This window comes from Coleofasciculus sp. E2-BRE-01 (assembly GCF_040221695.1).
Classification (GTDB): Bacteria; Cyanobacteriota; Cyanobacteriia; order Cyanobacteriales; family Coleofasciculaceae; genus Coleofasciculus.
Genome location: NZ_JAVKEA010000120.1, coordinates 1 through 24185 on the forward strand (window position 1 = coordinate 1; position 24185 = coordinate 24185).

The window sequence follows — 24185 nt, forward strand, 5'->3', positions numbered from 1 at the left end:
ACAAATGACGAATGACGAATGACGAATGACGAATGACGAATGACGAATGACGAATGACGAATGACGAATGACGAATGACGAATGACGAATGACGAATGACGAATGACGAATGACGAATGACGATAAAAACTTTACCAAAACTTTATAGAGAATTAGTATCATTCATAAATATTAAGCCATAATGATCTAAAGCACTGGAAGAAGAATAATTATGTCACGTTTTGTTATCAATTTTTAAGATGAGTTAAATGTGCGTGCGGATCGGGGTAGCTGAGCTAAGGTGGCGAATCAAACACCGACTACGAATGGATGGAGCGATCGCGGCGACAAGGTCTTAGACTTAGCCCCAGCCAACTGCTTAGATAAGGTTATATCAAAGATGGTTCAAAACCCTGCTAGTTCTACAGTTTCCCTAGCTGAATTTTCGACACTGACAGAATTGCTGCGCTGGAGGGCGCGTCAGCACCCAGACAAGTTAGCCTATAAGTTTCTCGTTGATGGCAAGCCAGACGGACCCGAACTCACTTATGCCGAACTTGACCGTTTAGCCCGGGCGATTGGCGCTTGGCTGCAACAGCATAGTACCAAAGGAGAGCGAGCGTTACTCCTCTATCCCCAAGGATTAGAGGTGATTGCTGCATTTTGTGGCTGTTTGTATGGCGGGATTATTGCGATTCCAGTCCCGCCTCCTGATGGGGGACGGATGAAGCGCACGTTACCCAGACTGCGCTCAATTGTCCAGGATGCTCAAGCCTCGATTTGTCTAACCACAGGTCGAATCCTGTCTCTACTGGAAAACGGACGGGAGGATTTTCCCGAATTTGACCAAATGCAATGGCTGGATACGGAACAGGTGGATCTGAATCTGGCTGAAGCATGGCAAGATCCCCAAGCAAGTCGGGATGATCTGGCGTATCTTCAGTACACATCAGGCTCTACCTCTACACCCAAGGGCGTGATGCTATCTCACCATAACCTGATGTTTCATTCCGGCTCTCTTAATGAAGCCTGCGGTTACGATGCCGATAGCGCTACCGTGACTTGGATGCCTTATTTCCACGATTATGGGTTAGTCCAAGGCATGGTGCAACCCCTTTATAACGGTACGCCCTGTTATGTGATGTCGCCCTTCTCCTTTATTAAGCAACCGATGCGCTGGTTAGGGGCGATTTCTCATTATCGGGCAACTCATAGCCAAGCGCCGAACTTTGCTTACGACTTGTGCGTGCGGCGGGCAAAACCAAAACAACTAGCAAAACTGGATTTGAGCAGTTGGCAAGCGGCGGGAAACGCGGCGGAACCGATTAACCCGAAAGTGATGCAGGCGTTCTTTGAAACCTTTGAACAATGCGGGTTTCGCTGGAATGCCTTTGCCCCAGCTTATGGATTAGCAGAAGATACGCTGCTGGTATCGAGTAAGCCATTACTCACCCCGCCGGTTCTCTGTATCCTGGATGCATCCGCCTTAGAAAAAAATCGGATTGTTCCTGTATCCAGTCCCCAAGAGGGGGTGAGGATGTTACCCAGTTGTGGGCGTCTGGTGTGTGAGACTCAAGTGGTTATCGCTAATCCTGATACATTAACCCAATGTGACCCTGATCAAGTGGGGGAAATTTGGGTGAAAGACCCCAGTGTTGCTCAAGGGTATTGGCAACGTCCAGAGGCGACAAAGGAAACATTTCAGGCTTATCTGACAGATACTGGGGAAGGTCCGTTCTTGCGAACTGGGGATTTAGGATTTTTGCGGGACGGTGAACTGTTTATTACGGGTCGGATTAAAGACCTAATTATTATCCGAGGGACGAATCATTATCCGCAAGATATTGAATGGACGGTACAAGCGGTTCACTCCGCCTTGCGTCCTGATTATGGGGCGGCATTTTCGATCGAGGCTGGGGGTGAGGAACGGTTGATTACGTTGCAGGAGGTTGAACGCCGGACTCAAGATGTCAACTTTGAGGAAGTGATTGGCGATATTCGCCAAGCTATTGCTGAAGAACACGAAATCCCGGCGTATGCGGTTGTCTTAGTTCAACCGGGAACCATTGAGAAAACCTCAAGTGGTAAGATTCAGCGCCGTGCGGCGAGAACTAAGTTCCTAGATGGAGAACTGGGTGTGATCGCGGATTGGAGTGAAAATCCGAAACTGACGAGTAAGTTCCGCACTCTCCAGGGAGAAGTCGATGCTTTGGCGCAGCAATTACAAGTTCCGAAGTCTTAGGGTGGGTCATTTGTCATTCGTTATAGATTCATCGCACTTGGTCGGGGCGGGTTTAGTAACATCAGGGTGGCAAACAACGATAATAGTGAAACCCGCCCCTACGAAAACGACAAAGACGCGCCGTGGCACGTCGGGAACACTCAAAACTCGTTGAGAGGGTACAGAGAAATGCATCAACTAAAACAGTATCAAATAGCAGAAGCGCTAGAACGGGATTTGGGAGATCCGGGTCATCCAGAGAGTACGATGTCCTTCAAACGGGTGATGGAACTGGATGAGAGCGAAGAGTTTCCCGAAGCTGAAGTCGATTGGCTTTATAACTGGAAACTGCAAGATTACTATGTGCCAGAAAACTGTGGTGGCAAGTTTTCCTCGTTTGAGGAATTCGTCGCCTTTGTCCGGGTAATGTCGCGGCGAGACCAAACGATCGCGATCGCATTCACCACGATGTTCTGGTCATTCCTTACCTGGATGGCGGGGACAGATGACCAGAAAAAGAAACTATCCCAGTTTATCCGCGAGGAAAAGGGAACAATGTGTCTGGCTTATTCCGAACGGGCGCATGGAAGTGATTTGATTGGCGGTGATGTGACGGCGAAAAAAGTCGAGGGCGGCTATCTCCTGAATGGCGAAAAGTGGCCCATTAACCGCGCCACTCGTTCCGGGGTAACCTTTGTTTTAGCCAAAACCGATGAAGAGGAGGGCGCTCGTTGTCTCTCCTTATTTATGGTTGACAAACGGCAACTTGACCCCTCAACCTACTACCACCTGCCCAAAATCCTCACCCATGGTATTCGCGCCTCAGATATGAGTGGAATTGGGTTTAAGGATTGCTTTATTCCTGAAGCAATGCGGTTAAAAGACGAGGGTTCGGGGTTAGAACTGGCGCTCAAGGGATTCCAAATCACCCGCATGTTGTGCGCCGCCTTTTCTCATGGTGCGGCTGACACGGCGATGAGAACCACGTTGAACTTTGCCGTTAACCGGGTTATTTATAACAAAACGGTTTTTGATATCCCCCAACCTCGGCAAACCTTAGTCGATGCCTTTATTGACATGTTGGTTTGTGATTGCGAAACCATTGGGGCGGCGAGAGGGTTTCATATTATCCCCGAACAATTCTCGGTTTGGTCGGCGGTGGTCAAATACTTCGTCACCATCAAACTAGAGGAAGTGATTAACAGTGTTTACGTTGTCCTCGGTTCCCGTTTCTATATGCGGGATGAGCATGACTACGGCATTTTCCAGAAACTGCTGCGGGATAATTCGATTATCAGTATGTTTGATGGCAGCAGTGTGGTGAACCTCCATGCTCTAATTCTCCAGTTTCGCCCAATCGCCAAATATCGCTCCAGACGCAAGCAGAAGACGATGGAGGGGATTCAATCCCGCCTAGATACCATTTTTTCCCTCGAAAAATCTGTGCCGCCCTTTGAGCCAGAGAAACTGGGATTATTTGGTCGCGGGGCTGACGATGTTCTGCAAGGGCTAGAAATTGCCTGGGAACAACTCCAGGCGCTGAAGACGGAATCCGATATTGACGCCGATGTGCTGGAAAAAATTATCACCTTAACTACCATTGTTCTAGAGGAACTCGACGCCTTTGATGAACGCATTGCCAACTCCGGATTTGAATATGGTCATGATCAAGATCCCGAACTCTTTGAACAGGCGAAAAAATACTGCGACTTACACGCCGCCGCCGCGTCAGTTCACACCTGGATTTACAACCGGACAATCTTGGATGACTTCTTTGCTAAGGGGGAATGGTTAGTCTTAGGACTTTATCGCCGCTTACGCCCCTGGCGATCGCTGCCCAATATTGTCCCGAAAGCGTACAGTGAAAATGTGGCACAACACCTGCTGAAGCTGCATCAGGAAAACAAAATGTTTTCCATTGTACCGATTCAACTCGCCCAAACTGAAACACAAGAGGAAAAACCCCATGCAAGTACAGAACTCCAACTCCAAGCCTAATGACGTTATGGTTCAAAGTGACGTAGACACCCCCAATCAGTCTGTTGATTCCGTCCAAGCTATTCAAAACTGGATGGTGAATCAACTGGTAGAACAACTGTCCCTAAACGCCAAAAACATTGATGTTACCGAACCCCTAACCCGCTATGGGCTGGATTCCATTGATGCGGTGACTATTGTTGGTGAACTCGAAGATTGGTTAGAGGTGGAATTACCTTCAACCTTGTTCTGGGATTATCCAACGATTCAAAAATCGGCTCAATACCTAGTCGAAGAATTCGATGTTTCAGCCGCATTGAACAACGCCGAACCCGCAGCCCCCTCGGATAATAAAGAAGCGAAGCCCGAAGCATCGGAAAAATCCGGCAAAGGCTGGGGTGGATTTTGGAAAGGATTGGGAGGGTAGAGACGTGCCATGGCACGTCTGGGAGCAGAGGGAGCTGGGGAAGCTGGGGAAGTTAACTGAAAACTCTACCTTACTTGTTCCCTATTGCCTATTGCCTATGACACACCGAGCGAAGCCGAGGTGTTGCCCATTGCCCATTGCCCATTACACACCGAGCGAAGTCGAGGTGTTCCCTATTCCCTATTCCCTATTCCCTATTCCCTGTTCCCTAACAAATGACGAATGACGTAGCTTGCTTCTCGCGAAGCGAGTATGACAAAGGACAAAAAAGGAGGAAACCGTTAATTGAATTTTTCTGACTTTTCCTTCTGGTGGATTCTACTACTTTACGCCATTCCTTTCTTTGCCATTCGCTATGTGGGCAAATCCCTGAAGTTATGGCGAGACAACTTTGACACCATCGGGTTGGCGGTAATGTCACTGATGTTGTTCTTAAACGCCAGTCGCTCCAGTTTCGCCATTTTTATTGTTGAAATTGTTTTCAACTACTTCATGGTGCGGCTAATGCTTCAGCGTCGTGGAAATGGTGCTAAGCTAATTGCCGCGATTGTAATTATCACCGATATTGCGATCCTCGCCTACCTCAAATACTTAACCTTTTTTGCCGAAGATGTAGTTGGCATTGTCGTACCGGGATTCAAGAACAACTGGGAACAAGGCTTTCCCTTGCCCATCTTCCAACAAATACCCCCTGGTGTTTCCTTCTACACCTTCCAGATGGTGGCGTTTGTGGTTGATTCCCTCAGACCCAAATATAAAAAACCCATCGCCTTTCTGGATTACATTAACTTTATTGCCTTCTTTCCGCAAATTGTCGCTGGACCGATTGAACGGCGGGCTGACTTATTACCCCAAATTCAATCGTTTCAGTTTAAATTTACGGCAGAAAACTTTGAGTTGGGATTACGCTGGCTATCCTTGGGCTTCTTTATGAAGTTGGTGCTAGCCGATAATATCGCCCCCTACATTAACTTACAAGAAACCGCCAATCCCTGGATTGTTTGGTTCTTTGCTTACTTATTTACCCTGCGAATCTACTTTGATTTTGCCGGGTATAGTTTCATGGCGCTGGGTGTGGCGAGAATATTGGGAGTAAAACTAACCGTGAACTTCCTGGCGCCCTATACCTCCGTCAGTATCCAAGAGTTTTGGCGGCGATGGCACATTACCCTAAATAACTGGTTTCGCGACTATGTGTTTCTGCCCCTAATGGGGTCTAAAAAACAATTAGCCGCTTTCTTTTTATTCATCACCTTTACCCTATCCGGATTCTGGCATGGTGCGGCGTGGAATTTCATTATTTGGGGCGCGTATCACGGGGCATTACTGTTGCTATTGCGCTACACAGGTAGACCCTTTCAACGCTTGATGGGGAAAGGCAAACAAGTCTCCCGGTTTCAGTTTATCTCCTGGGCGCTAACCTTTGGAGCAGTGACGCTGGGGTGTCTGTTCTTTATGGACACGGATATTCTGCGATTGCTCTCAAAGTTACGCACGATTGTTACCCCATGGGCGTATTCGTTATCGAATTTAGGCGAATTCTTGAGTTCCTACAGTCTCAATGAAGGCGCTGTTTTAATTGTCACGCTGTTGTTGGCAAATGCTGTGTTATTTATGGAACATCTCGCCGTTTGGCAGAAACGGAAGTTTGAATATGAATTGTTACTATTGCCTTGGGTGTCGCGAGTTTTATTAGGATTAACCATCCTATTCGCGGCGAATCAGCCGTCTGAGTTTATTTACTTTGAATTCTGATGTGGAAACCATTAAAACTAACCAGGTTGGTTAAGCAATTCAGAAAATTTCCTGAACTCAACTTTAGGAATAAACAATGAACCATGAACCCTCTATTCACATCTGTATTCTCGGCGGGGGGTTTGGTGGACTTTACACCGCCTTATACCTGCAACGGTTTCGCTTGTTTAAATCACCGAAGTATAAAATTACCTTGATCGATCGCAAAGATCATCTGGTGTTTACACCCTTGCTCTATGAACGGGTAACCGAGGAACTACAAGCCTGGGAAATTGCCCCCCGTTATCGAACCGTAACTGAAAACACAAGAATTGACTTTTGTCAAGGTAATATTCAATCGGTCGATCTAGAAAAACGCCAGGTTAAGCTGCAATTAGAAACCCTATCAGAATTAGGGCAAAACCTGAGAATCCTAAATTATGACTATTTAGTATTAGCCGTTGGTGCCGAGATGCGCTTAGAGGGTGTACCGGGTGCGGCGACGTATGCTTATCCCTTTCGCACGGTTACTGATGCGGAACGCCTTAACGAACGGCTTACCCTATTAGAACAATCTAATTTGCCACAAATTCGCGTCGCCGTGATCGGTGCAGGTCCGAGTGGTGTAGAGTTAGCCTGTAAGGTGAGCGATCGCTTACAGCAACGGGGACAGGTACGACTGATAGAACGGGGTCAACAATTGCTGAAAACCTTTACCCCTTACAGCCAAAAATCAGCCTATCGCGCCTTAACCGCCCGTCGGGTACAAATGGAGTTTGAAACCAGTGTCGAAGGGATTGAACTGGAGCAAATTACCCTGATTAATCCCACTGGAAAAACCCTTATGCCCGTTGATCTGGTGTTATGGACAGTGGGGACTCGTTCTATTGAATGGGTACGCCATCTCCCTTGTCAACAGAATCCTCAAGGTAAAATACTCACCCACTCTACCTTACAGGTTGTGGATTATCCAGAAGTCTTAGCCCTAGGGGATATGGCAGAAATTCAAGATTATCCAGGTCAACTCCCCAAAACAGCACAAGTAGCTTACCAACAAGCCGATTGTGCCGCCAAAAACCTGTATCGCGCAATTAGGGATAAACGCTTAAAGCCGTTCCGCTATTTACATTTAGGCGAAATGTTGACCTTAGGAAAAGGGGAGGCAGTCGTGTCCAGTTTTGCCCTAAAGATAAGCGGTCGTTTAGCTGGTATTATTAGACAATTCGTTTATCTCCAGCGATTGCCAACCCTGCGCCATCGCTTGCGGGTGTTGCAGCATTGGGTCGGTCAATGGTTGGTTAATTTGAGGCGACAATTGGCAAGGCTCTTCTGGAAGCGGCGACGAAAAACGGTTCAGCGTTGATTGTTATTTTGTTATTTGTCATTTCTCCTTGGTCATACTCAAAGAAGCGAGAAGCAGGCTACGTCTATTGCTAGTCACTGACTTAGTATCGAAATCATCTTTATAATGCTAAAATATAAATCTTCTAAATTCATTAATTTTTATTCTCTAAAAAATGCTATTTAATTCATACGTTTTTATATTTCTGTTTTTACCTATTACACTAATCGTATTCTTTGGATTGGCGAAATTAAAGTTACTTAAATTTGCTGCCATCTGCTTAACCATCAGTTCTTTTATTTTTTATGGTTACTGGAATATAGCCTATCTTCCCCTCTTACTTATTTCTATTATGTTTAACCACCAAATAGGCAAAGCCATAGAAAATACTCAACCCAAAGAAAAGCAAGGAAAAATCTTACTGTGGGTGGGGATTAGCATTAATTTAGCAATCATTGGTTACTACAAATATGCTAATTTTTTCCTATCTTCAATTAACGGGCTTCTCAACACTGACCTAATCATTCCGACAATTATCTTACCTCTAGGTATTTCTTTCTACACCTTTACCCAAATTGCTTACTTAGTTGATGCCTATCGAGGTGAAACAAAACAGTCTAACTACGACTTGTTAACTTACAGCTTATTTATTAGTTATTTTCCCCAGTTAATTGCTGGACCAATTCTACGTCATGACGAACTCATTAATCAGTTTCGTCAAAAGCGGCATTTCATCTTTTCTCAAAAAAACATGGCGCTAGGATTAACTATGTTTAGTCTGGGGCTATCGAAGAAAGTCTTAATCGCGGATAACATATCGCCCTGGGTAGCCCCAGTTTTTGATAATCCAGGGGCTGTCAGCTTTATTGAAGCCTGGGTGGCTGCACTGAGTTATACCTTTCAACTATATTTTGATTTTTCTGGCTACTCGGATATGGCAATTGGTTTAGGGTTGATGTTCAATATCCACCTGCCGATTAATTTTAATTCCCCCTATAAAGCCACCTCTATTATTGACTTCTGGCGACGTTGGCATATTACCTTATCCAATTTCCTTCGTGACTACCTGTACATTCCCCTCGGTGGCAGTCGTCGGGGACAAGTACGCCGTTATACTAACCTTATAATTACCATGTTACTGGGTGGATTATGGCACGGGGCAGGCTGGACGTATGTGATATGGGGTGGATTGCACGGTATGTATTTATCCATTAATCATTGGTGGCGTAAATTGAATATGCCATTACCCAAGCTATTAGCGTGGATCGTAACATTTTTTGCAGTTATCTTGGCATGGGTATTATTTCGATCAAGCAGCTTACCAGAAGCAATTCAACTTGTCCAAACAATGATAGGAATAAATGGTGTTATATTACCTGGTGAAGCTCAAGGTAAATTGTCAGTATTAACCCACCTTGGATTACAACTTAAGTCTTGGAAAGATTTAAGTTATTTGCCCAACATTAATGGCAGTAAAACGTTAAGTTTAGTTGTTTTAGTAGCACTAAGCTTTTGTGTAACATTTATGCCCAATACCCAGCAAATTCTGCAAAAGCTGAAACCTAGATGGTGGTGGGCAGCGTGGGTGGGTGTCTTAGCGAGTTTTTCTTTGCTCTCACTCAATCGTGTATCCGAATTCCTATACTTTCAGTTCTAATCTAAAACTATAAATTACCAATCATTCAGAAACCCTAATGTTAGTTTATAATCACACAAAACACATCCATACTTCTTAGTTACTTTGCTCTGTCTCCTGTTCCCTTTCTCTACTCTCGTGAGTATTACATCTCCCAGGAAAACGCCATACACTTGAATCAGGATGAAATGAAACTATCTACTCAATTAAGATCTGAACGTTCTAAAAATTTTTCCAAATCCCAAAGACATCATTTCTGGATAAAATCCTATCGTTGGTTTAATTTGGTATTTTTTATCGCTGCTTTGACTCCTTTAATATCAGTAGGATTATTCAATATGATTATTGATCCTTACGATATATTCAATACTCCGGATTTTTTGGGGATTAACGATTCAAAACCACATAAAGATAAAAATGATCGACTCTTTAAAGCAACCGATGTTATCCGAATTAAACCTGTAACCGTTTTTCTCGGTTCATCCCGAACTAAACAGGCATTAAATCCGAGTCATTCAGCCCTAAAGAATGAACAGCCTGCCTATAATTTAGCCATTAACGGACCTAACGCTTATGAAGTGCGCCGTTACTTAGAACATGCAATTGCAAATCAGAAAAACATAAAAACAGTGGTATTTGGTGTAGACTTTTCTATGTTTAATTCGTCTTTAATGAATCAACCCACTTTTTCCGAAAAGAGACTAGAGAAAAGTTCCTTGGCACTGGAAGATTTTCTGAATTCTACATTTTCTTTAGATGCCCTGTTCGCCAGTCGAGAAACAGTCGTTGCCAGTTTAGCTGATGCCAAGGAAAATGATAATTATGGTGACAATGGCTTTATGCCTAATCGTAAGCTCGCGCCGGATGAAACGGAATGGAGATTTAATGGAGGAATAGAACTTTACTTTGACTTCCATTCAGATTATCAGTTTTCTGAGCAATATTTCTCTGATTTGAAAAAAATTGTAGAACTTTGCGAAGAATATGGTGTAGACTTAAAAGTATTTATTTCTCCATCCCACGCTACCCAATGGGAAGCCATTCGTGCTACTGGACGTTGGCAAACCTTTGAACAATGGAAACGAAAACTTGTAAAAATTGTTCCGGTTTGGGATTTTTCGGGCTACAACAGTATTACCACAGAAGTTATCAATGATACGATGCAAAATTATGCAGATAACTCTCACTACACTGAAAAAGTAGGTAATTTAGTCCTCAATCGTATTTTTTCACATAATGAAAATACCGTAACTAAGGATTTTGGCATCTTGATTACACCTCAAAATATAGAGTCCCATTTGAATAAAATTAATGAAGATAGAGAATTATGGGCAGAAGAAAATCCTGATGAGGTAAGATTAGTGCTAGATATTAATAGAAAAATGAAGCAAAAGGAAATACAATGAACTTGCTACTTGCTCCATATCGGTAAAAATGTGATTATGAACAATCCTCTGGTTCTCAGCGTTCTGATTTTCATCTCCGTCTCCTTAAACTCGCTCGGTCAAAGCCTTCTAAAACTAGGAGCTGGTCAGAATCCTCTAAATCTTTATCTATTCGGAGGTATTACGGCTTATGCAGTGAGTACAGTATTTTATGTGCTCGTTTTGGGTAAACTTAATTTATCCTTGGTTTATCCCTTAGTTATTGGATTAACCATTACAGCAACCACTTTATCGGGAACGATCCTTTTAAAAGAACATGTTCCCTATACGCACTGGGTAGGCATTGGTTTAATATTGAGTGGAATTTGCGCGATCGCTTTTGGCAGAATTTCCTAAACCGATTAAAGTGAAAAGATAGAGAATATTTATTAATAGATCCTAAAAATAAAGCTGCCCTTACACAGCAAGCTGACATCATTCTATTAATAAAATTACTGAAATTTTCTCTACACCCCGCACCTGTTCCCTACGCCCAAGATGCTATGAAAAACCAGATGAACAGAAGTTTGCTCCTAAAAATGATCTGTGTTACATTCTGTCGGAGAATTGCTATCATTCAAAAACTCAGGCTAAATTTGGAAAACTGGGACTTGAGAAATGACGGATTCATTACCGTTTGAGACCTATCAAGCAAAAATCCTTTCATCAAATCCACTGGCGTTATCGGTAGTTGTACCCATTTACAATGAAGTCGCTAGTATACCCCACCTAGTTGACGCCGTAGCAACGAGTTTAAAAGCCAATCAGCTTGCCTACGAAATTGTCTGTGTCGATGATGGTTCCCAAGATGGTTCCACAGAACTCCTCTTGGAGTTAGCACGCAGCCGCCCGGACTTAAAAGCGGTGATTCTCCGCCGAAATTACGGTCAAACCGCCGCCATGTCAGCCGGATTTAAACATGCTCAAGGTCGCGTTATTGTGATGATAGATGGCGACTTGCAAAATGATCCGGCTGATATTCCCGCCTTACTCGCCAAAATAGAAGAAGGGTATGATTTAGTCAGTGGTTGGCGCAAAGAAAGACAAGATGCGGCGTTAACTCGACTCCTCCCCTCTAAAATTGCTAATTGGCTTATTGGAAAGGTAACTGGCGTCAAATTACATGATTATGGGTGTTCCCTGAAAGCCTACCGTTCTGAACTGGTGGCGGATATGAATCTCTATGGCGAGTTACATCGATTCTTGCCAGCGTTAGCTTACATTGAGGGAGCCAGAATTAGCGAAATTCCCGTGCGACATCATGCCCGTCGTTATGGTACAAGTAAGTATGGATTGGGGCGAACGTTTCGTGTGGTGATGGATTTATTGACCGTATTTTTTATGAAAAAATTCCTCACTCGCCCCATGCATGTCTTTGGACTATTCGGCTTGCTTTCCTTCGGTGTCGGATTGTTCCTAGGGTTATATTTAACCTTACTTAAACTCGGTTTTGGACAGCAGATTGGTGACCGACCTTTGCTGATTTTAGCTGTTGTTCTGTTATTAGCAGGCGTCCAGTTATTTAGCTTTGGTCTGTTAGCAGAAGTGTTAATGCGAACCTACCACGAGTCCCAAGGGCGACCAATCTATCGAGTGCGGGAGGTAGTAGGAGGGATGAGGGACGTGTAGGGTGTGGGGTATGGGGTGTCGGGTATGGGGTATGGGGTGTCGGGTGTCGGGTATGGGGTGTCGGGTGTGGGGTATGGGGTGTCGGGAACGATTGAACCCGCCCTTATTTCCGTTGATTCGCCTTCCTCTGGATCATTTATCTTTTAGAAGTCTTTTCCATACGTTCACTTAAAATTGCCAGTCCAGCGGCGCTGATTTCTGCCAGAATACTAACAAGGCGAAATAAGGCAACCCCTGTAAGGATGAGACCTTTAGGCAACTGCTGATCTAAAAGCGCGATCGCGGTGGCTTCAAATACGCCTAAACCTCCCGGTGCGCCAGGTACGACTAATCCCAGTAACCAGGCGAAACTAAACGCACTCAGTAGCGACGGGATCTGACTCGGAGTAATTGATCCTATCGCCAGTAAGGTAAATAAAAATCCGGTTCCCCGAAATCCCAAAAAACCCATTTCACCCAACAATGGCAATAAGGGATAGTGTTCAATGGTGAACTCTTCCGTATCTGTGACCTTCTTGGAACGGCTTAAACGTTGAACAATAGGATTAAGAACTCGCGGATGAACTCCCAGCAACACCACGGCTAAACCCACAAATTTTAAACCCAATATCCGGCTATCAGATGCCATATTAACCCAACCCAATCCACCACTAATTAAGGCAATCGCTAACGCAGAAGCTGCCATTAACAGGGGTTCGAGCAACACGCTGATACTAGCAGCCCCCACGGAACCTCCTGCCCGCATTACGGCGGAAATTCGACCATAGAAATGCCAGACATTGCCGGGTAAATATTTAGCAACGTTTGTTTTCAGATAAACTTGTAGCGCTAAACGCTGTCCAATGGGTTGTTTAAATGCCTGTAGAATCCACGTCCAAACCCAACCCGACCAAATATGTGCCAGAAGCGTCACCAAGAGTGCGATCGCCAGCATCGTCCACCCTTGGGGATCAATGCGAATTCCAACAACGTCTCGCCAATGATCTTTAAAAGCTTTGGCGATAAAAAATAGCGTCCCGCCCAGAATGACCCAGCGAATGTAGGGTTTTATCGATGACCAGATTTTTTTCATGGGCTAGGGGGGAAGCTGGGGGAGCATAGGGAAGCTGGGGGAGCTGGGGGAGCTGGGGAAGCTGGGGGAGCTGGGGAAGCTGGATAGGGAAGCTGGGGGAGCTGGGGGAGCTGGGGAAGCTGGGGAAGCTGGGAAGTTAACTCAAAATTCTACCTTACCTGTTCCCTGTTCCCTGTTCCCTGTTCCCTCTCCATAAAACTTATTCAGCAGACCCTATTTACTGATTGAATCAGCGAGCTTGGCTATAGATTCTTCAACGATTGTAGCGGCTGCATCCACTTCTTCCGCCGAGACAATCAAAGGCGGGACAAAGCGCACCACATTGGGACCTGCGGGGACTAACAGCAATCCTTGCTCCATCGCCGCTTTCACCACATCCACCGCCGTAAGTTCCACATCCGCGTTCAACTCCATCCCATTAATCAGTCCCCAACCGCGCACCTCAGTAATGAGCTGGGGATAGTTCATCGCGATCGCTCTCAAACGAGTCCGCAACTGTTCACCCCGTTCCTGAACGTTTTGCAGAATACCGTCCCGTTCCAACGTCTGAGCCACGGTTAAAGCCGTCGCACAAGCCAAAGGATTTCCGCCAAAGGTACTCGCGTGATCCCCAGGTTGAAAAACATTACAAAATTGCTTACACAACATCGCCCCAATCGGAACACCGCCCGCTAATCCCTTAGCGCTGGTAAAAATATCTGGCTCAATCCCTAAATTCTCATATCCCCAATACTTACCCGTGCGACCCATCCCCACTTGCACTTCGTCTAAAATCAGCAGGATACCCGTCTCGTCACAGATTTTCCGCAAGCGCAGGAAGTACTCCAACTCTCCTGGACGCACACCCCCTTCTCCTTGCAGGGGTTCCAGCATCACCGCTGCTACTCGTTGATCCCCTTCATCCAATTCTCCGATCGCATCTTCCATGGCACCGATATCGTTATACGGCACATAGTAGAATCCTGGCACCAAGGGGTCAAAATTCTTTTGATACTTGGGCTGACCCGTAGCTGTAATCGTTGCTAACGTGCGTCCGTGGAAACTGGCGTTCGCCGTCAAAATTACAGGTTTATCAATTTCTAGAACCGTGTGAGCGTATTTCCGAGCCAATTTAATCGCCCCTTCATTCGCCTCCGCACCCGAGTTACAGAAAAAGACGCGATCGGCACAGGAATGCTCAATCATCCACTGAGCTAATTCTCCTTGCGGGGGAATATAGTACAGATTAGAAACATGGTGCAGCGTTTTGATTTGCTGCGTCACCGTTTCGATCACAGCCGGATGAGCGTGACCCAAGGTACAGGTAGCGATCCCAGCGACAAAATCGAGATAATCACGTCCGGCTGTATCCCAAACTCGACAACCCGTACCCCGTTCTAGGGCGATAGGGAAACGATTATATGTTCCCATCACGTTAGTATCGAAATCCTTGGGATTGTATGCAGTCGATACACCCTCTGCTGATTCAGCAGGAATTCCGGGATTCTCGACGAGAGTTGGTTTGGTCACGAACATTATCTCCTAATTTGATTGGTCATTTTTCAGGGAATAGGGAACAGGGAATAGGCAATCGGCAATCGGCAATGGGCAATCGGCAATCGGCAATCGGCAATAGGTAAGGTAGAGTTTTGAGTTAACTTCCCCAGCTTCCCCAACTCCCCCAGCTCCCCCAGCTTCCCCAGCTTCCCCAACTCCCCCAGCTTCCCCAGCTCCTCTGCTCCCCCAGCTCCCTCTGCTTATTTTCACCCGATCGGTAGAGAGTAAAACAGCCCCCTGTATGAGATTCTGTATATAGCCCATTGAGTTTGCCGCTATAATCCATACATCTATGCTGTTCAATATTTTGTAATCAGGGCAACAACTAGCCAAATTGCTTCTGGTAGCCTTAGAATCAGTATTTTCTAATCCTAAACATAGAGAAGGTATCGAGATGGGGGTGCGCCTTGAATAGCGACTCTCACTCAAATCATCTCTTATGTTGTGTTGAGCTGTACAGCCCGTAGCTACAGCCAGTGTTGAAAAATTTTCATTGACAGTACCCATTTATATTCAGTCCATCTGCCCAATCTGTCTAGTTCAATCTGTCTAACTGACCGATTGCCTAAAAACCCAATCACAAGCTTTCATAACACTCCTACTTCAAACCTAACTATGACTATCGCACAATTGAACCCAACTGCTACTCGTCAGTTTACAGAAGATACGGATTTTTCTCACCCTCAGAGTGAGCAAATCTCAGATAATGACCAAAATCAGGTCGAAGTCGAATTTTCCGAAACAGAGACTCGTGCCGGAAAAACCCGACAATCTGGCTACCATAAAACTAGCTCTGATGATACAGTAGGAGCCTTCTTCAAGGAGATGGCGCGTTACCCCTTACTGAAGCCAGAAGAAGAGATTGAGTTAGCCACTCAGGTTCAATTCTTGGTCGAAATGAACGAGACGACTGAACGCTTACACCAGGAATTAGGGCGCAAACCGACGAACGCTGAACTGGCTCAAGCTTTAGATCTGACCGAACGTCAATTTGAAAATCGCCTCTACCGAGGACAGATATCTAAGCGTAAAATGATTCGTTCCAACTTACGCTTAGTCGTTTCCATCGCCAAGCGTTATCTTAACCGGGGAGTTCCTTTCCTGGATTTGATTCAAGAAGGCGCATTAGGACTCAATCGGGCGGCGGAGAAGTTCGATCCCGCCAAAGGTTACAAATTCTCCACCTATGCGTATTGGTGGATTCGTCAGGCGATTACCCGTACCATTGCCAACGACGCCCGTACCATTCGCTTACCGATTCACATTGTCGAAAAGCTGAATAAGCTGAAAAAAGTGCAACGGGAACTCAAGCAGAAACTGCAACGGACTCCCGACGAAACCGAACTCGCAGAAGCCTTAGACATTAGCCGCACTAACTTGCGTCAGTTGTTACAATTACGTCGGCGATCGCTCTCTCTCAACCATCGGGTGGGTAAAGGCGAAGATACAGAACTCGTGGATTTGCTAGAAGACAACGATTTGCACTTGCCCGAACAGCAGATGAGCGAATCCATGATGCGTCAAGAGATTTCCGATGTCTTGAGTGATGTTCTCACCGAACGGGAAAAGGATGTCATTTCTCTGCGCTATGGATTAGCGACGCCTGAATCCTACACCTTAGAGGAAGTCGGCAGCATGTTCAACCTTTCCCGCGAAAGGGTACGTCAGATTCAGAGTAAAGCCATGCGGAAGCTGCGCCGTCCTCAAGTTGCTCGCCGCCTACAAGGGTGGTTAAGTTAGGATTGGTTTGTAGTAAGCGCTTTAGCGCTGATGGCACGCTTCGTGCTAACTACCAACCATGAATAAGCTAAAGATACGACCAGCTACCCCAACGGATGTGCCAGTGCTGTTTGAACTCATTCAAGCACTGGCTGAGTGTCAGGAACCCCACGGCTATAGGTTCCGGAGGCTTGAATAAAGTCTATACCTGACCAGCCTAAGTGCTTAGCGCACTACGTTAACGGTAAGCGTTAAAGTTCCTACCTTGGGATGCGTGCCAGTCCCATGCTCTAGAACCGAGTGGTTAAACAGGTGTACAAGGGTTAAGAAGCGTGCTACTTGGAAAGTACCGACCGTTAACTTATGCGAGGCAAACGTCACCCCGGAAACGGGAGTTAGGGGCAACCATACCCCACCCCTATGCGTACAGGTCGAAAGCTTTGAGCTTGTAATTGCCCAGCGAAAGACAAATGCAAAGTGTTACCGAAGTAATTAAATCCAAGGCGGTAGGGATTTTAACTTTTTCTTAAATGCAGTTTTGTACATGGGAAATGGAGCCGATGCACTTTCTAAAATAGGGAGTCCTGTCGGACTGCTATTTATGTAAGAGGGCGAATTCCTCCCCATACATAAATGACAGGGGTTTCCATTCGCCCTCTTACCAACTCTAATTTTCGATGATTTGGGTGAATGAGCAGGTTGATCCCGGAGGTCTGATTTATTCGTGCATCGCTTGTCGTGACGAGGATCAAGCCAAAGACTGCCACGAATCGTTCCAGGAGAACTTGACAGATGAGCAAAAATCAGCAGGTTGGGTAGCGCGTCTGAGAACCGTCAGTTCCTGGGATGAGGTGCCAGTCAATGCGTTGAAGCTGGACTGAGGATGTTTGTACATTCCGGGATTGTAGGGGCGCACCGACGTGCGCCCAAAAAACTACAAACGGGATTTATGAGGTAAATTAGTTTAAAGTCGATATCCTGATGGGCTTTAACGGGGGCTGTATGAAGGGATTGTTCAGAGGCAAGGAGACACGCGATCGCTAGTGGTATTCTTCTCAGTTTAAAATCAGAGGATTGAACAAAAGCTACCCAAGGACAAATAACAAATGACCAATGACGCAAGAACTGATAATTGAGGCTGGTCGCACCGAACAGCAATATTGGAAAGACTTGTGGCGTTACCGGGAATTGTTCTACTTTCTGGCATGGCGAGATATCCTGGTACGATACAAGCAAACCATCATTGGCATAGCCTGGGCATTAATTCGCCCCTTTTTAACAATGGTGGTATTTACGATAGTTTTTGGTAAACTAGCTAAGTTACCGTCTGAAGGCGTTCCCTATCCGATTTTGGTATTTGCTGCAATGCTACCCTGGCAGTTTTTTTCCAATGCTCTTTCCGGGTGCAGCAATAGTTTGATTAGCAATGCCAATTTAATCGCCAAGGTCTACTTCCCCCGCTTAATTGTGCCAGCCAGTGCCGTGATTGTCAGCTTTGTAGATTTTATGATATCGGGGATAATTTTGATAGGCTTAATGGCATGGTATGATTTCTTACCCAGTTGGCGAATTTTGACACTACCATTTTTTATTATAATTGCGTTTGCGGCATCAATGGGGGCAGGGTTATGGCTAGCGGCGCTGAATGTGAAGTATCGGGATTTTCGCTATATTGTCCCGTTTATCGTACAGTTTGGTTTGTATATTTCCCCTGTGGGATTTAGTAGCACGATTGTGCCTCAAGAGTGGCGATTAGTTTATTCACTCAATCCTATGGTTGGGGTAATCGATGGGTTTCGTTGGGCAATTTTAGGCGGGGAAGCTAGAATTTACCTGCCAGGATTTCTACTTTCATTGGGATTGGTTGTTGGAGTATTGGCGAGTGGGGCGTGGTATTTTCGTAAGGTAGAACGGACGTTTGCGGATGTAATCTAGGTATTTTCAGTGGATAAGCTAACTAGATAATGGGTAATGTCTGACACAGTGATTCAGGTCGAGAATCTCGGTAAAAAGTATATGATTGGACACCAGCAGCAGGAACGTTACACGGCGCTGCGGGATGTGATGGCTAATGGGGCGAAGTTTCTCGGACAACGGTTGCTGAAACCTTGGGGAAAACAGAGTGCTAACCCGGCGTATGAGGAGTTTTGGGCGCTGAAGGATATATCATTCGAGGTCAAGCAGGGTGATAGAATTGGGATTATTGGGCGTAACGGGGCAGGAAAATCAACACTATTAAAGATTTTAAGTCGGATTACAGAACCCACAACGGGGAGGATTCGGATTAAAGGGCGAGTAGCAAGTTTATTGGAGGTAGGGACAGGATTTCACCCGGAGTTGACGGGACGAGAAAATATTTATCTAAATGGCGCGATTCTAGGGATGAGTAAGGCGGAGATTAAGCGCAAATTTGATGAAATTGTTGACTTTGCTGGAATTGAAAAGTTTTTAGACACGCCAGTTAAGCGGTATTCGTCGGGAATGTATGTGCGATTAGCGTTTGCGGTGGCGGCGCATTTGGAACCGGAAATTTTAATTGTGGATGAGGTGCTAGCGGTAGGGGATGTTCAGTTTCAGAAAAAGTGTTTGGGAAAGATGGAGGACGTGGGAAAGGAAGGAAGAACCGTGCTACTTGTAAGTCATAATATAGGCATGATACGCTCTCTTTGCCAAAAAGGTATTCTCTTGTCTAAGGGAAATCTGATCAGAGAGGGAATAATAGAAGCTATCATAACAGACTATTTATCGAGAAGTTCTGTTGATGATCAAGAAACAAATGGAGAAATTATATGGTCGATCAATTGTAATGCTCCTGGCAGTAAGGAAATTAAATTACGTAGCATTCGTTTGTTGGGAGAGACAGGTAAACCTCAAAGCACTTTTGACGTAGAAAATCCCATTACAGTGGAAATTATCTATGAAGTATTTCAAGTTTTACGTGGTATGCGTATCGTCTTGCAACTTATTAATCAAGAAGGTGTGATTGCCTTTGCCTCTACGGATCATTGCCAAAGAGATGAAGATATAAGTTCGGGTTGCTATAAAACTATATGTAAAATTCCAGGAGGATTACTTAATAAGGAAAAATATAAAATAAAAATTCATGTAGGAATCCCAAATATCAAAGTATTGATTCCTGGTCAAGAATTTATTTCTTTTTTAGCAACAGGTGCAGGGAACCATGGTTCGTACTTAGCCGAAAAATGGCCCGGAGTATTAGCTCCAAAGCTGGAATGGCGAAGTTGTTTTTTAGATAAAATAGTTAATTAAGTAGGTGGACACAATTAAAGTTAACGGTGGAGAACTCGCTGTCGCGAGAAGCAAACTACGTCATTCGTCATTTGTAAGGGGTTGAGTGCTATTTACCAAACTTAATACAGTGCAGTTTTCTTTTGTCCGACTACTTAAAATAATAACAACGATTAAACATGTTCATTGTTGACCGATTAAAAAAAAGCATTAATTCACAAAAAAAAAGAGAATTAAAAAGAAAAATATATTTACCTAAAAAGATATATTCAGATGATATGTTTCTGGTGTCTTATCCAAAATCAGGAAATACATGGATACGTTTTTTGTTAGCAAGTGTTTTAAAACAAGAGAATGATATAGATTTTCACACAATTCAAACACTTATTCCGGAAATTGGTCGCAATAATGAAGCTATTAATAAATTGGAGCGACCTCGTATAATCAAGTCTCATGCCACCTACCTGAAATATCCTAAAGTTATATATTTGGTTAGAGATGGTAGAGATGTCTACGTATCCTACTATTTTTATAGGTTAAAGCGACTGCCACAAGAAACGACATTTCGAGATTTTTTGGCACGACAAGATCATTATCCATGTTTGTGGGGAGAACATGTACAATCTTGGCTATTTAACCAAAATAAAAAGTCTAATATTTTGTTAATTAAATATGAAGATCTTCTCTGGGATTGTTTTGAGCAACTCAAGAGAATAGTAAATTTCATTGGCATTGAAGCCACAGAAGAGCAACTCAAACATGCTGTAAAATTTTGTAAGTTTGAAAATATGCGACAGTTAGAGATTGAAAGAGGACGTCCGTATAAAGAAGAGGAAAAAGGACCAGATATTTTTTTGCAGCAGGGTAAAAAGGGAAATTGGCGAGAGTTTTTTGGTCGAGAAGAAAAAGCTATTTTTAAAGCAAGAGAAGGTAAAGTTTTAATGAGGCTAGGTTATGAGAAAAATAATAATTGGTAAAATTGGGTCATGAAAGTTTTACGGATCAACCAATCCGATATTTCTGGGGGAGCCGCGATCGCAGTCTATCGATTGCATCAAGGTTTGTTGGCTCAAGGCATTGACTCACGATTTTTAGTCAACTTCGTTAATACGAGTAGTCCTCGCGTAGATACTATCCCTTCTAGGCGTCGCCTCGACTATCAATTGCTGCGGATTACACGACCTTTGGGGTTTAATGATATTCATTTAACCAGTACTTTTGACATTCTCAAGCATCCATTTTATCAAGAGGCAGATCTCCTCCACTTTCATAACTTGCATGGTGGCTACTTTAATTATCTAGCCCTTCCCTCATTAACCCAAAATAAGCCCTCGATTCTTACCTTACACGATATGTGGGCAATTACGGGACATTGTGCTTATAGTTTTGAGTGCGATCGCTGGAAAATTGGTTGTGGTCAATGTCCTTATCCTGATACCTATCCAGCTATCCAGAAAGATAGTACGCGCTGGGAGTGGAAGCTGAAACGTTGGGTTTACAACCGCTCAAATTTACAGGCTGTTGTGACGACTAGTCGCTGGCACGCTAAACAAGCTCAGGAAAGTATGCTCAACCCTGTGCCAGTTTATCGTATCCCCCCTGGTTTGGATACACAAGCCTATCAGCCTCTCGATCCTGAACAGTGTAGAGTACTATTGGGGATATCGACTGATAAAAAAGTACTCATGTTTGCTGCTGCCAAACTGAACGATCCGCGCAAGGGTGGCGATTTGCTGATAAAAGTGCTACAAAACTTGCCCAAATCTTTAAAAACTGAAACAATACTACTAACTCTGGGTAATGGGGGGGAAACTGTCGCTGAGACAGTGGGGATACCCACGATCAATCTTGGCTTTGTCGGTAGCGATCGCTTAAAATCAGTTGCATATTCGGCGGCTGACTTGTTCCTCTTTCCCACTCGCGCTGATAACTTTGGACTGGTGGCACAGGAAGCCATGGCTTGTGGCACGCCAACGGTATCCTTTAAAATTGGCGGAGTTCCTGATTTGGTGCGTCCAGGTATCACAGGCTATTTAGCTGAACCGGAGGATGTTTCGGATTTTTATCAGGGTATTGTTCAATTGCTCGAAGACCGAAATCTGCGGGAACGGCTAAGTCAAAAGGGTCGCCAAGTTGTCATTGAAGAGTATCAATTAGAAGTTTATGCTCAGCGATACGCGGAACTTTATCGTCAGATTTTATCCAGCTAAGGTGTGATTACCTGAATTTTGTAAAATGTCTCGTAATTTTATTTAAATTAATTTATATAAATTAATTTAAATAATACCTTGATTTCAGTATTAGTTCGGATTTAACAAGCCGAAATTGTGGGATACTTTAGACATAATCGAAAAAGGTGAATCAAGATGGCACGAATAACAGGGAATGATTTAGACAACCTTTTAGATGCAGTAGCATTGGGTTTTGGTGGAGACGATAACACCATTGTTGGTGGTTTAGGTAGAGATACGCTGATTGGAGGTGACGGTAATGACACACTGATTGGTGGTGTTGACCGAGACTTTATGGAGGGAGGTGACGGCGATGACACCTACTTTGTTGACGGCGATGACAGGTTATTTGATGTTACGGAAAATGCCAATCAGGGTTTTGATACTGTCATCTCCCCTGTAAGCTGGACGCTGGGTGCTAATTTCGAGAAACTAATTCTGGCGGGAAATAGCGATATCCAGGGTACGGGTAACGATCTGGACAATACGATTATAGGTAATTTCGGTAACAACATACTTAGGGGTTTAGGAGGTAATGACATCCTTAAGGGTCGAGATGGTAACGATAGGTTGGAGGGAGCCTCAGGCAATGACAACCTTGATGGTGGACTAGGCGATGATATATTAGTGGGGGGGGCTGGCACTGACCGATACTTTGTTGACAGTACAAATGATCAAATTTTTGAGCAGGCGGGTGGGGGAATCGATCTCGTCTTTGCTAGTGTTGAAGACTATACGCTGAGTGATAACGTTGAGAATCTATTCCTCAGTCCTGGGGTTATACGGGGTACTGGTAGCAATGATGACAACTACATTCAAGGGAATACGGAAGATAACATCCTGAATGGTGGTGGCGGTGATGATTTCCTAAATGGTCGCAGAGGTAATAATATCCTGAATGGTGGTGAGGGAAATGACAGACTTGATGGGGGTAGCGGCATCAATATCCTAAATGGCGGTTTAGGTAATGACCAATACTTTGTGAGAAATGCAGGTGATGCCATTAATGAGAACACTGGAGAGGGAATTGATACTGTCAACTCACTGTTAGTGAACTATGATTTGCCTAGTACTGAGGAAGTAGAGAACCTGGTTCTGGTTCAAGTTGATCCACTGAACCTCTTAGATCCCCCAGTGGCAGTTACAGGAACAGGTAACGGCTTAGCCAATAAGCTCACAGGGAATTCTCTGGACAATACTCTGACTGGTGGTGGCGGTAACGACACCCTTGATGGTGGTGAGGGTGTAGACGAATTAAATGGTGGTGACGATGATGACATCCTTAATGGTGGGGAAGGTAGTGACACCCTGAATGGGGATGCAGGAGATGATCTCCTCAACGGGGATGCAGGGGAGGATGAACTTAACGGTGGCGAAGGGGATGACAAGCTAAGGGGGGGTGATGACGATGATATCTTGAATGGAGGGGATGGCGCCGATGACTTGAGGGGTGATGCCGGCAATGATACCCTCAACGGTGGCGCAGGAGATGATCAGCTTGATGGAGGCGATGGCATTGACATCTTAACCGGGGGGGCTGGTAATGACGTATTAGTTGGAGGTGCAGGCGATGATATTCTGAGTGGCGATCTTGGAGCAGCGGGAGGAGTTGACCGTATGTTTGGCGGTGTAGGAGCTGATTTATTTATTCTTGGGGACACGATGAATTTTTACGATGATGGAGATCCGCTCACCAGAGGGATTACTGACTACGTTATTATCCAGGATTTTGAGGCGGGAGCGGATCAAATTCAGCTTGCAGGCGCGATTGGAGACTATCTGATTCAAATCCAAGGAGTTGACAACGTAAAAATCCGTACCAATGAAGCAACACCTGATCTCATTGCCATAATCCAGAACACCACTGTAAATGAGGTTGAAAATGCCATCATATAAAGCTAAGGCTTCTGAATGATCCGTTATCAGGAAACTAACTATCTTAACGGTTGCCAGAATTTAGTGGTGAATATTTAAATATAATTAAGCAAAAGGGAGAAATGACTTGAGGG

At 44.7% G+C, this 24185-nt stretch carries 20 protein-coding genes; 17 read left to right on the forward strand and 3 right to left on the reverse strand.

Translation table 11 applies throughout. The annotated features are described in order from the left end of the window. Positions 1-379: 379 nt before the first annotated feature. The 10 genes from RIG66_RS14190 (at position 380) to RIG66_RS14235 (ending at position 12516) form a co-directional block, all read left to right on the forward strand. On the forward strand, positions 380-2221 hold the full coding sequence (locus tag RIG66_RS14190; RefSeq protein ID WP_446379074.1) for a fatty acyl-AMP ligase: 1842 nt from the start codon (positions 380-382) through the stop codon (positions 2219-2221). 168 nt (positions 2222-2389) lie between these two features. Then, the gene (locus tag RIG66_RS14195) at positions 2390-4198 is read left to right on the forward strand and encodes an acyl-CoA dehydrogenase (protein WP_446379076.1); all 1809 of its coding nucleotides are present in this window, start codon (positions 2390-2392) and stop codon (positions 4196-4198) included. Positions 4199-4205: 7 nt separating this feature from the next. Further along, a complete protein-coding gene (locus tag RIG66_RS14200) occupies positions 4206-4604 on the forward strand; it encodes an acyl carrier protein (RefSeq protein WP_446379008.1) in 399 nt (132 codons plus the stop codon). Between the two features lie 285 nt (positions 4605-4889). Then, positions 4890-6359 (forward strand): MBOAT family O-acyltransferase, encoded by a 1470-nt coding sequence (locus RIG66_RS14205; RefSeq protein ID WP_446379010.1) that lies wholly within the window; start codon positions 4890-4892, stop codon positions 6357-6359. Between the two features lie 76 nt (positions 6360-6435). Further along, complete coding sequence (locus RIG66_RS14210) at positions 6436-7701, forward strand: NAD(P)/FAD-dependent oxidoreductase (RefSeq protein ID WP_446379012.1); 1266 nt, start codon at positions 6436-6438, stop codon at positions 7699-7701. Between the two features lie 154 nt (positions 7702-7855). After that, positions 7856-9337, forward strand: coding sequence for an MBOAT family O-acyltransferase (locus tag RIG66_RS14215; RefSeq protein WP_446379014.1), 1482 nt, complete (start codon positions 7856-7858; stop codon positions 9335-9337). Positions 9338-9504: 167 nt separating this feature from the next. Further along, positions 9505-10722: a hypothetical protein gene (locus RIG66_RS14220; protein ID WP_446379016.1), complete on the forward strand. Its 1218-nt coding sequence runs from the start codon at positions 9505-9507 to the stop codon at positions 10720-10722. Positions 10723-10758: 36 nt separating this feature from the next. Then, entirely contained in the window at positions 10759-11097 is a 339-nt protein-coding gene (locus tag RIG66_RS14225) for an SMR family transporter (RefSeq protein ID WP_446379018.1), read from the forward strand. Positions 11098-11358: 261 nt separating this feature from the next. Then, positions 11359-12369: a glycosyltransferase family 2 protein gene (locus RIG66_RS14230; RefSeq protein ID WP_446379020.1), complete on the forward strand. Its 1011-nt coding sequence runs from the start codon at positions 11359-11361 to the stop codon at positions 12367-12369. Between the two features lie 15 nt (positions 12370-12384). After that, on the forward strand, positions 12385-12516 hold the full coding sequence (locus RIG66_RS14235) for a hypothetical protein (RefSeq protein ID WP_446379022.1): 132 nt from the start codon (positions 12385-12387) through the stop codon (positions 12514-12516). Here the strand turns inward: RIG66_RS14235 and RIG66_RS14240 are convergent. The 3 genes from RIG66_RS14240 to RIG66_RS14250 all read right to left on the reverse strand — a co-directional run bounded on the left by RIG66_RS14240 (position 12506) and on the right by RIG66_RS14250 (position 15241). Beyond that, the gene (locus tag RIG66_RS14240; protein ID WP_446379024.1) at positions 12506-13441 is read right to left on the reverse strand and encodes a lysylphosphatidylglycerol synthase transmembrane domain-containing protein; all 936 of its coding nucleotides are present in this window, start codon (positions 13439-13441) and stop codon (positions 12506-12508) included. The genes RIG66_RS14235 and RIG66_RS14240 overlap by 11 nt on opposite strands. 213 nt (positions 13442-13654) lie before the next feature. Next, positions 13655-14956 carry an acetylornithine/succinylornithine family transaminase gene (locus RIG66_RS14245; protein WP_446379026.1) on the reverse strand — a complete coding sequence of 434 codons (1302 nt, stop codon included), beginning with the start codon at positions 14954-14956 and terminating at the stop codon, positions 13655-13657. Positions 14957-14962: 6 nt separating this feature from the next. Further along, entirely contained in the window at positions 14963-15241 is a 279-nt protein-coding gene (locus tag RIG66_RS14250) for a hypothetical protein (protein ID WP_446379028.1), read from the reverse strand. A gap of 351 nt (positions 15242-15592) precedes the next feature. Between RIG66_RS14250 and RIG66_RS14255 the strand changes: the two genes are divergently transcribed. The 7 genes from RIG66_RS14255 (at position 15593) to RIG66_RS14285 (ending at position 24072) form a co-directional block, all read left to right on the forward strand. Then, positions 15593-16717, forward strand: a complete 1125-nt coding sequence (locus tag RIG66_RS14255; RefSeq protein ID WP_446379030.1) for an RNA polymerase sigma factor, RpoD/SigA family — start codon at positions 15593-15595, stop codon at positions 16715-16717. Between the two features lie 656 nt (positions 16718-17373). Continuing rightward, positions 17374-17577 carry a glycogen debranching protein gene (locus RIG66_RS14260; protein WP_446379032.1) on the forward strand — a complete coding sequence of 68 codons (204 nt, stop codon included), beginning with the start codon at positions 17374-17376 and terminating at the stop codon, positions 17575-17577. A gap of 232 nt (positions 17578-17809) precedes the next feature. Next, positions 17810-18631, forward strand: a complete 822-nt coding sequence (locus tag RIG66_RS14265; protein WP_446379034.1) for an ABC transporter permease — start codon at positions 17810-17812, stop codon at positions 18629-18631. A 36-nt stretch (positions 18632-18667) separates the two neighbouring features. Continuing rightward, positions 18668-19966, forward strand: a complete 1299-nt coding sequence (locus RIG66_RS14270) for an ABC transporter ATP-binding protein (RefSeq protein ID WP_446379036.1) — start codon at positions 18668-18670, stop codon at positions 19964-19966. 158 nt (positions 19967-20124) lie between these two features. After that, positions 20125-20922: a sulfotransferase domain-containing protein gene (locus RIG66_RS14275; RefSeq protein WP_446379038.1), complete on the forward strand. Its 798-nt coding sequence runs from the start codon at positions 20125-20127 to the stop codon at positions 20920-20922. 9 nt (positions 20923-20931) lie between these two features. Further along, positions 20932-22155, forward strand: coding sequence for a glycosyltransferase family 4 protein (locus tag RIG66_RS14280; RefSeq protein ID WP_446379040.1), 1224 nt, complete (start codon positions 20932-20934; stop codon positions 22153-22155). Between the two features lie 156 nt (positions 22156-22311). Next, positions 22312-24072 carry a calcium-binding protein gene (locus RIG66_RS14285; protein ID WP_446379042.1) on the forward strand — a complete coding sequence of 587 codons (1761 nt, stop codon included), beginning with the start codon at positions 22312-22314 and terminating at the stop codon, positions 24070-24072. Positions 24073-24185: the final 113 nt, after the last annotated feature.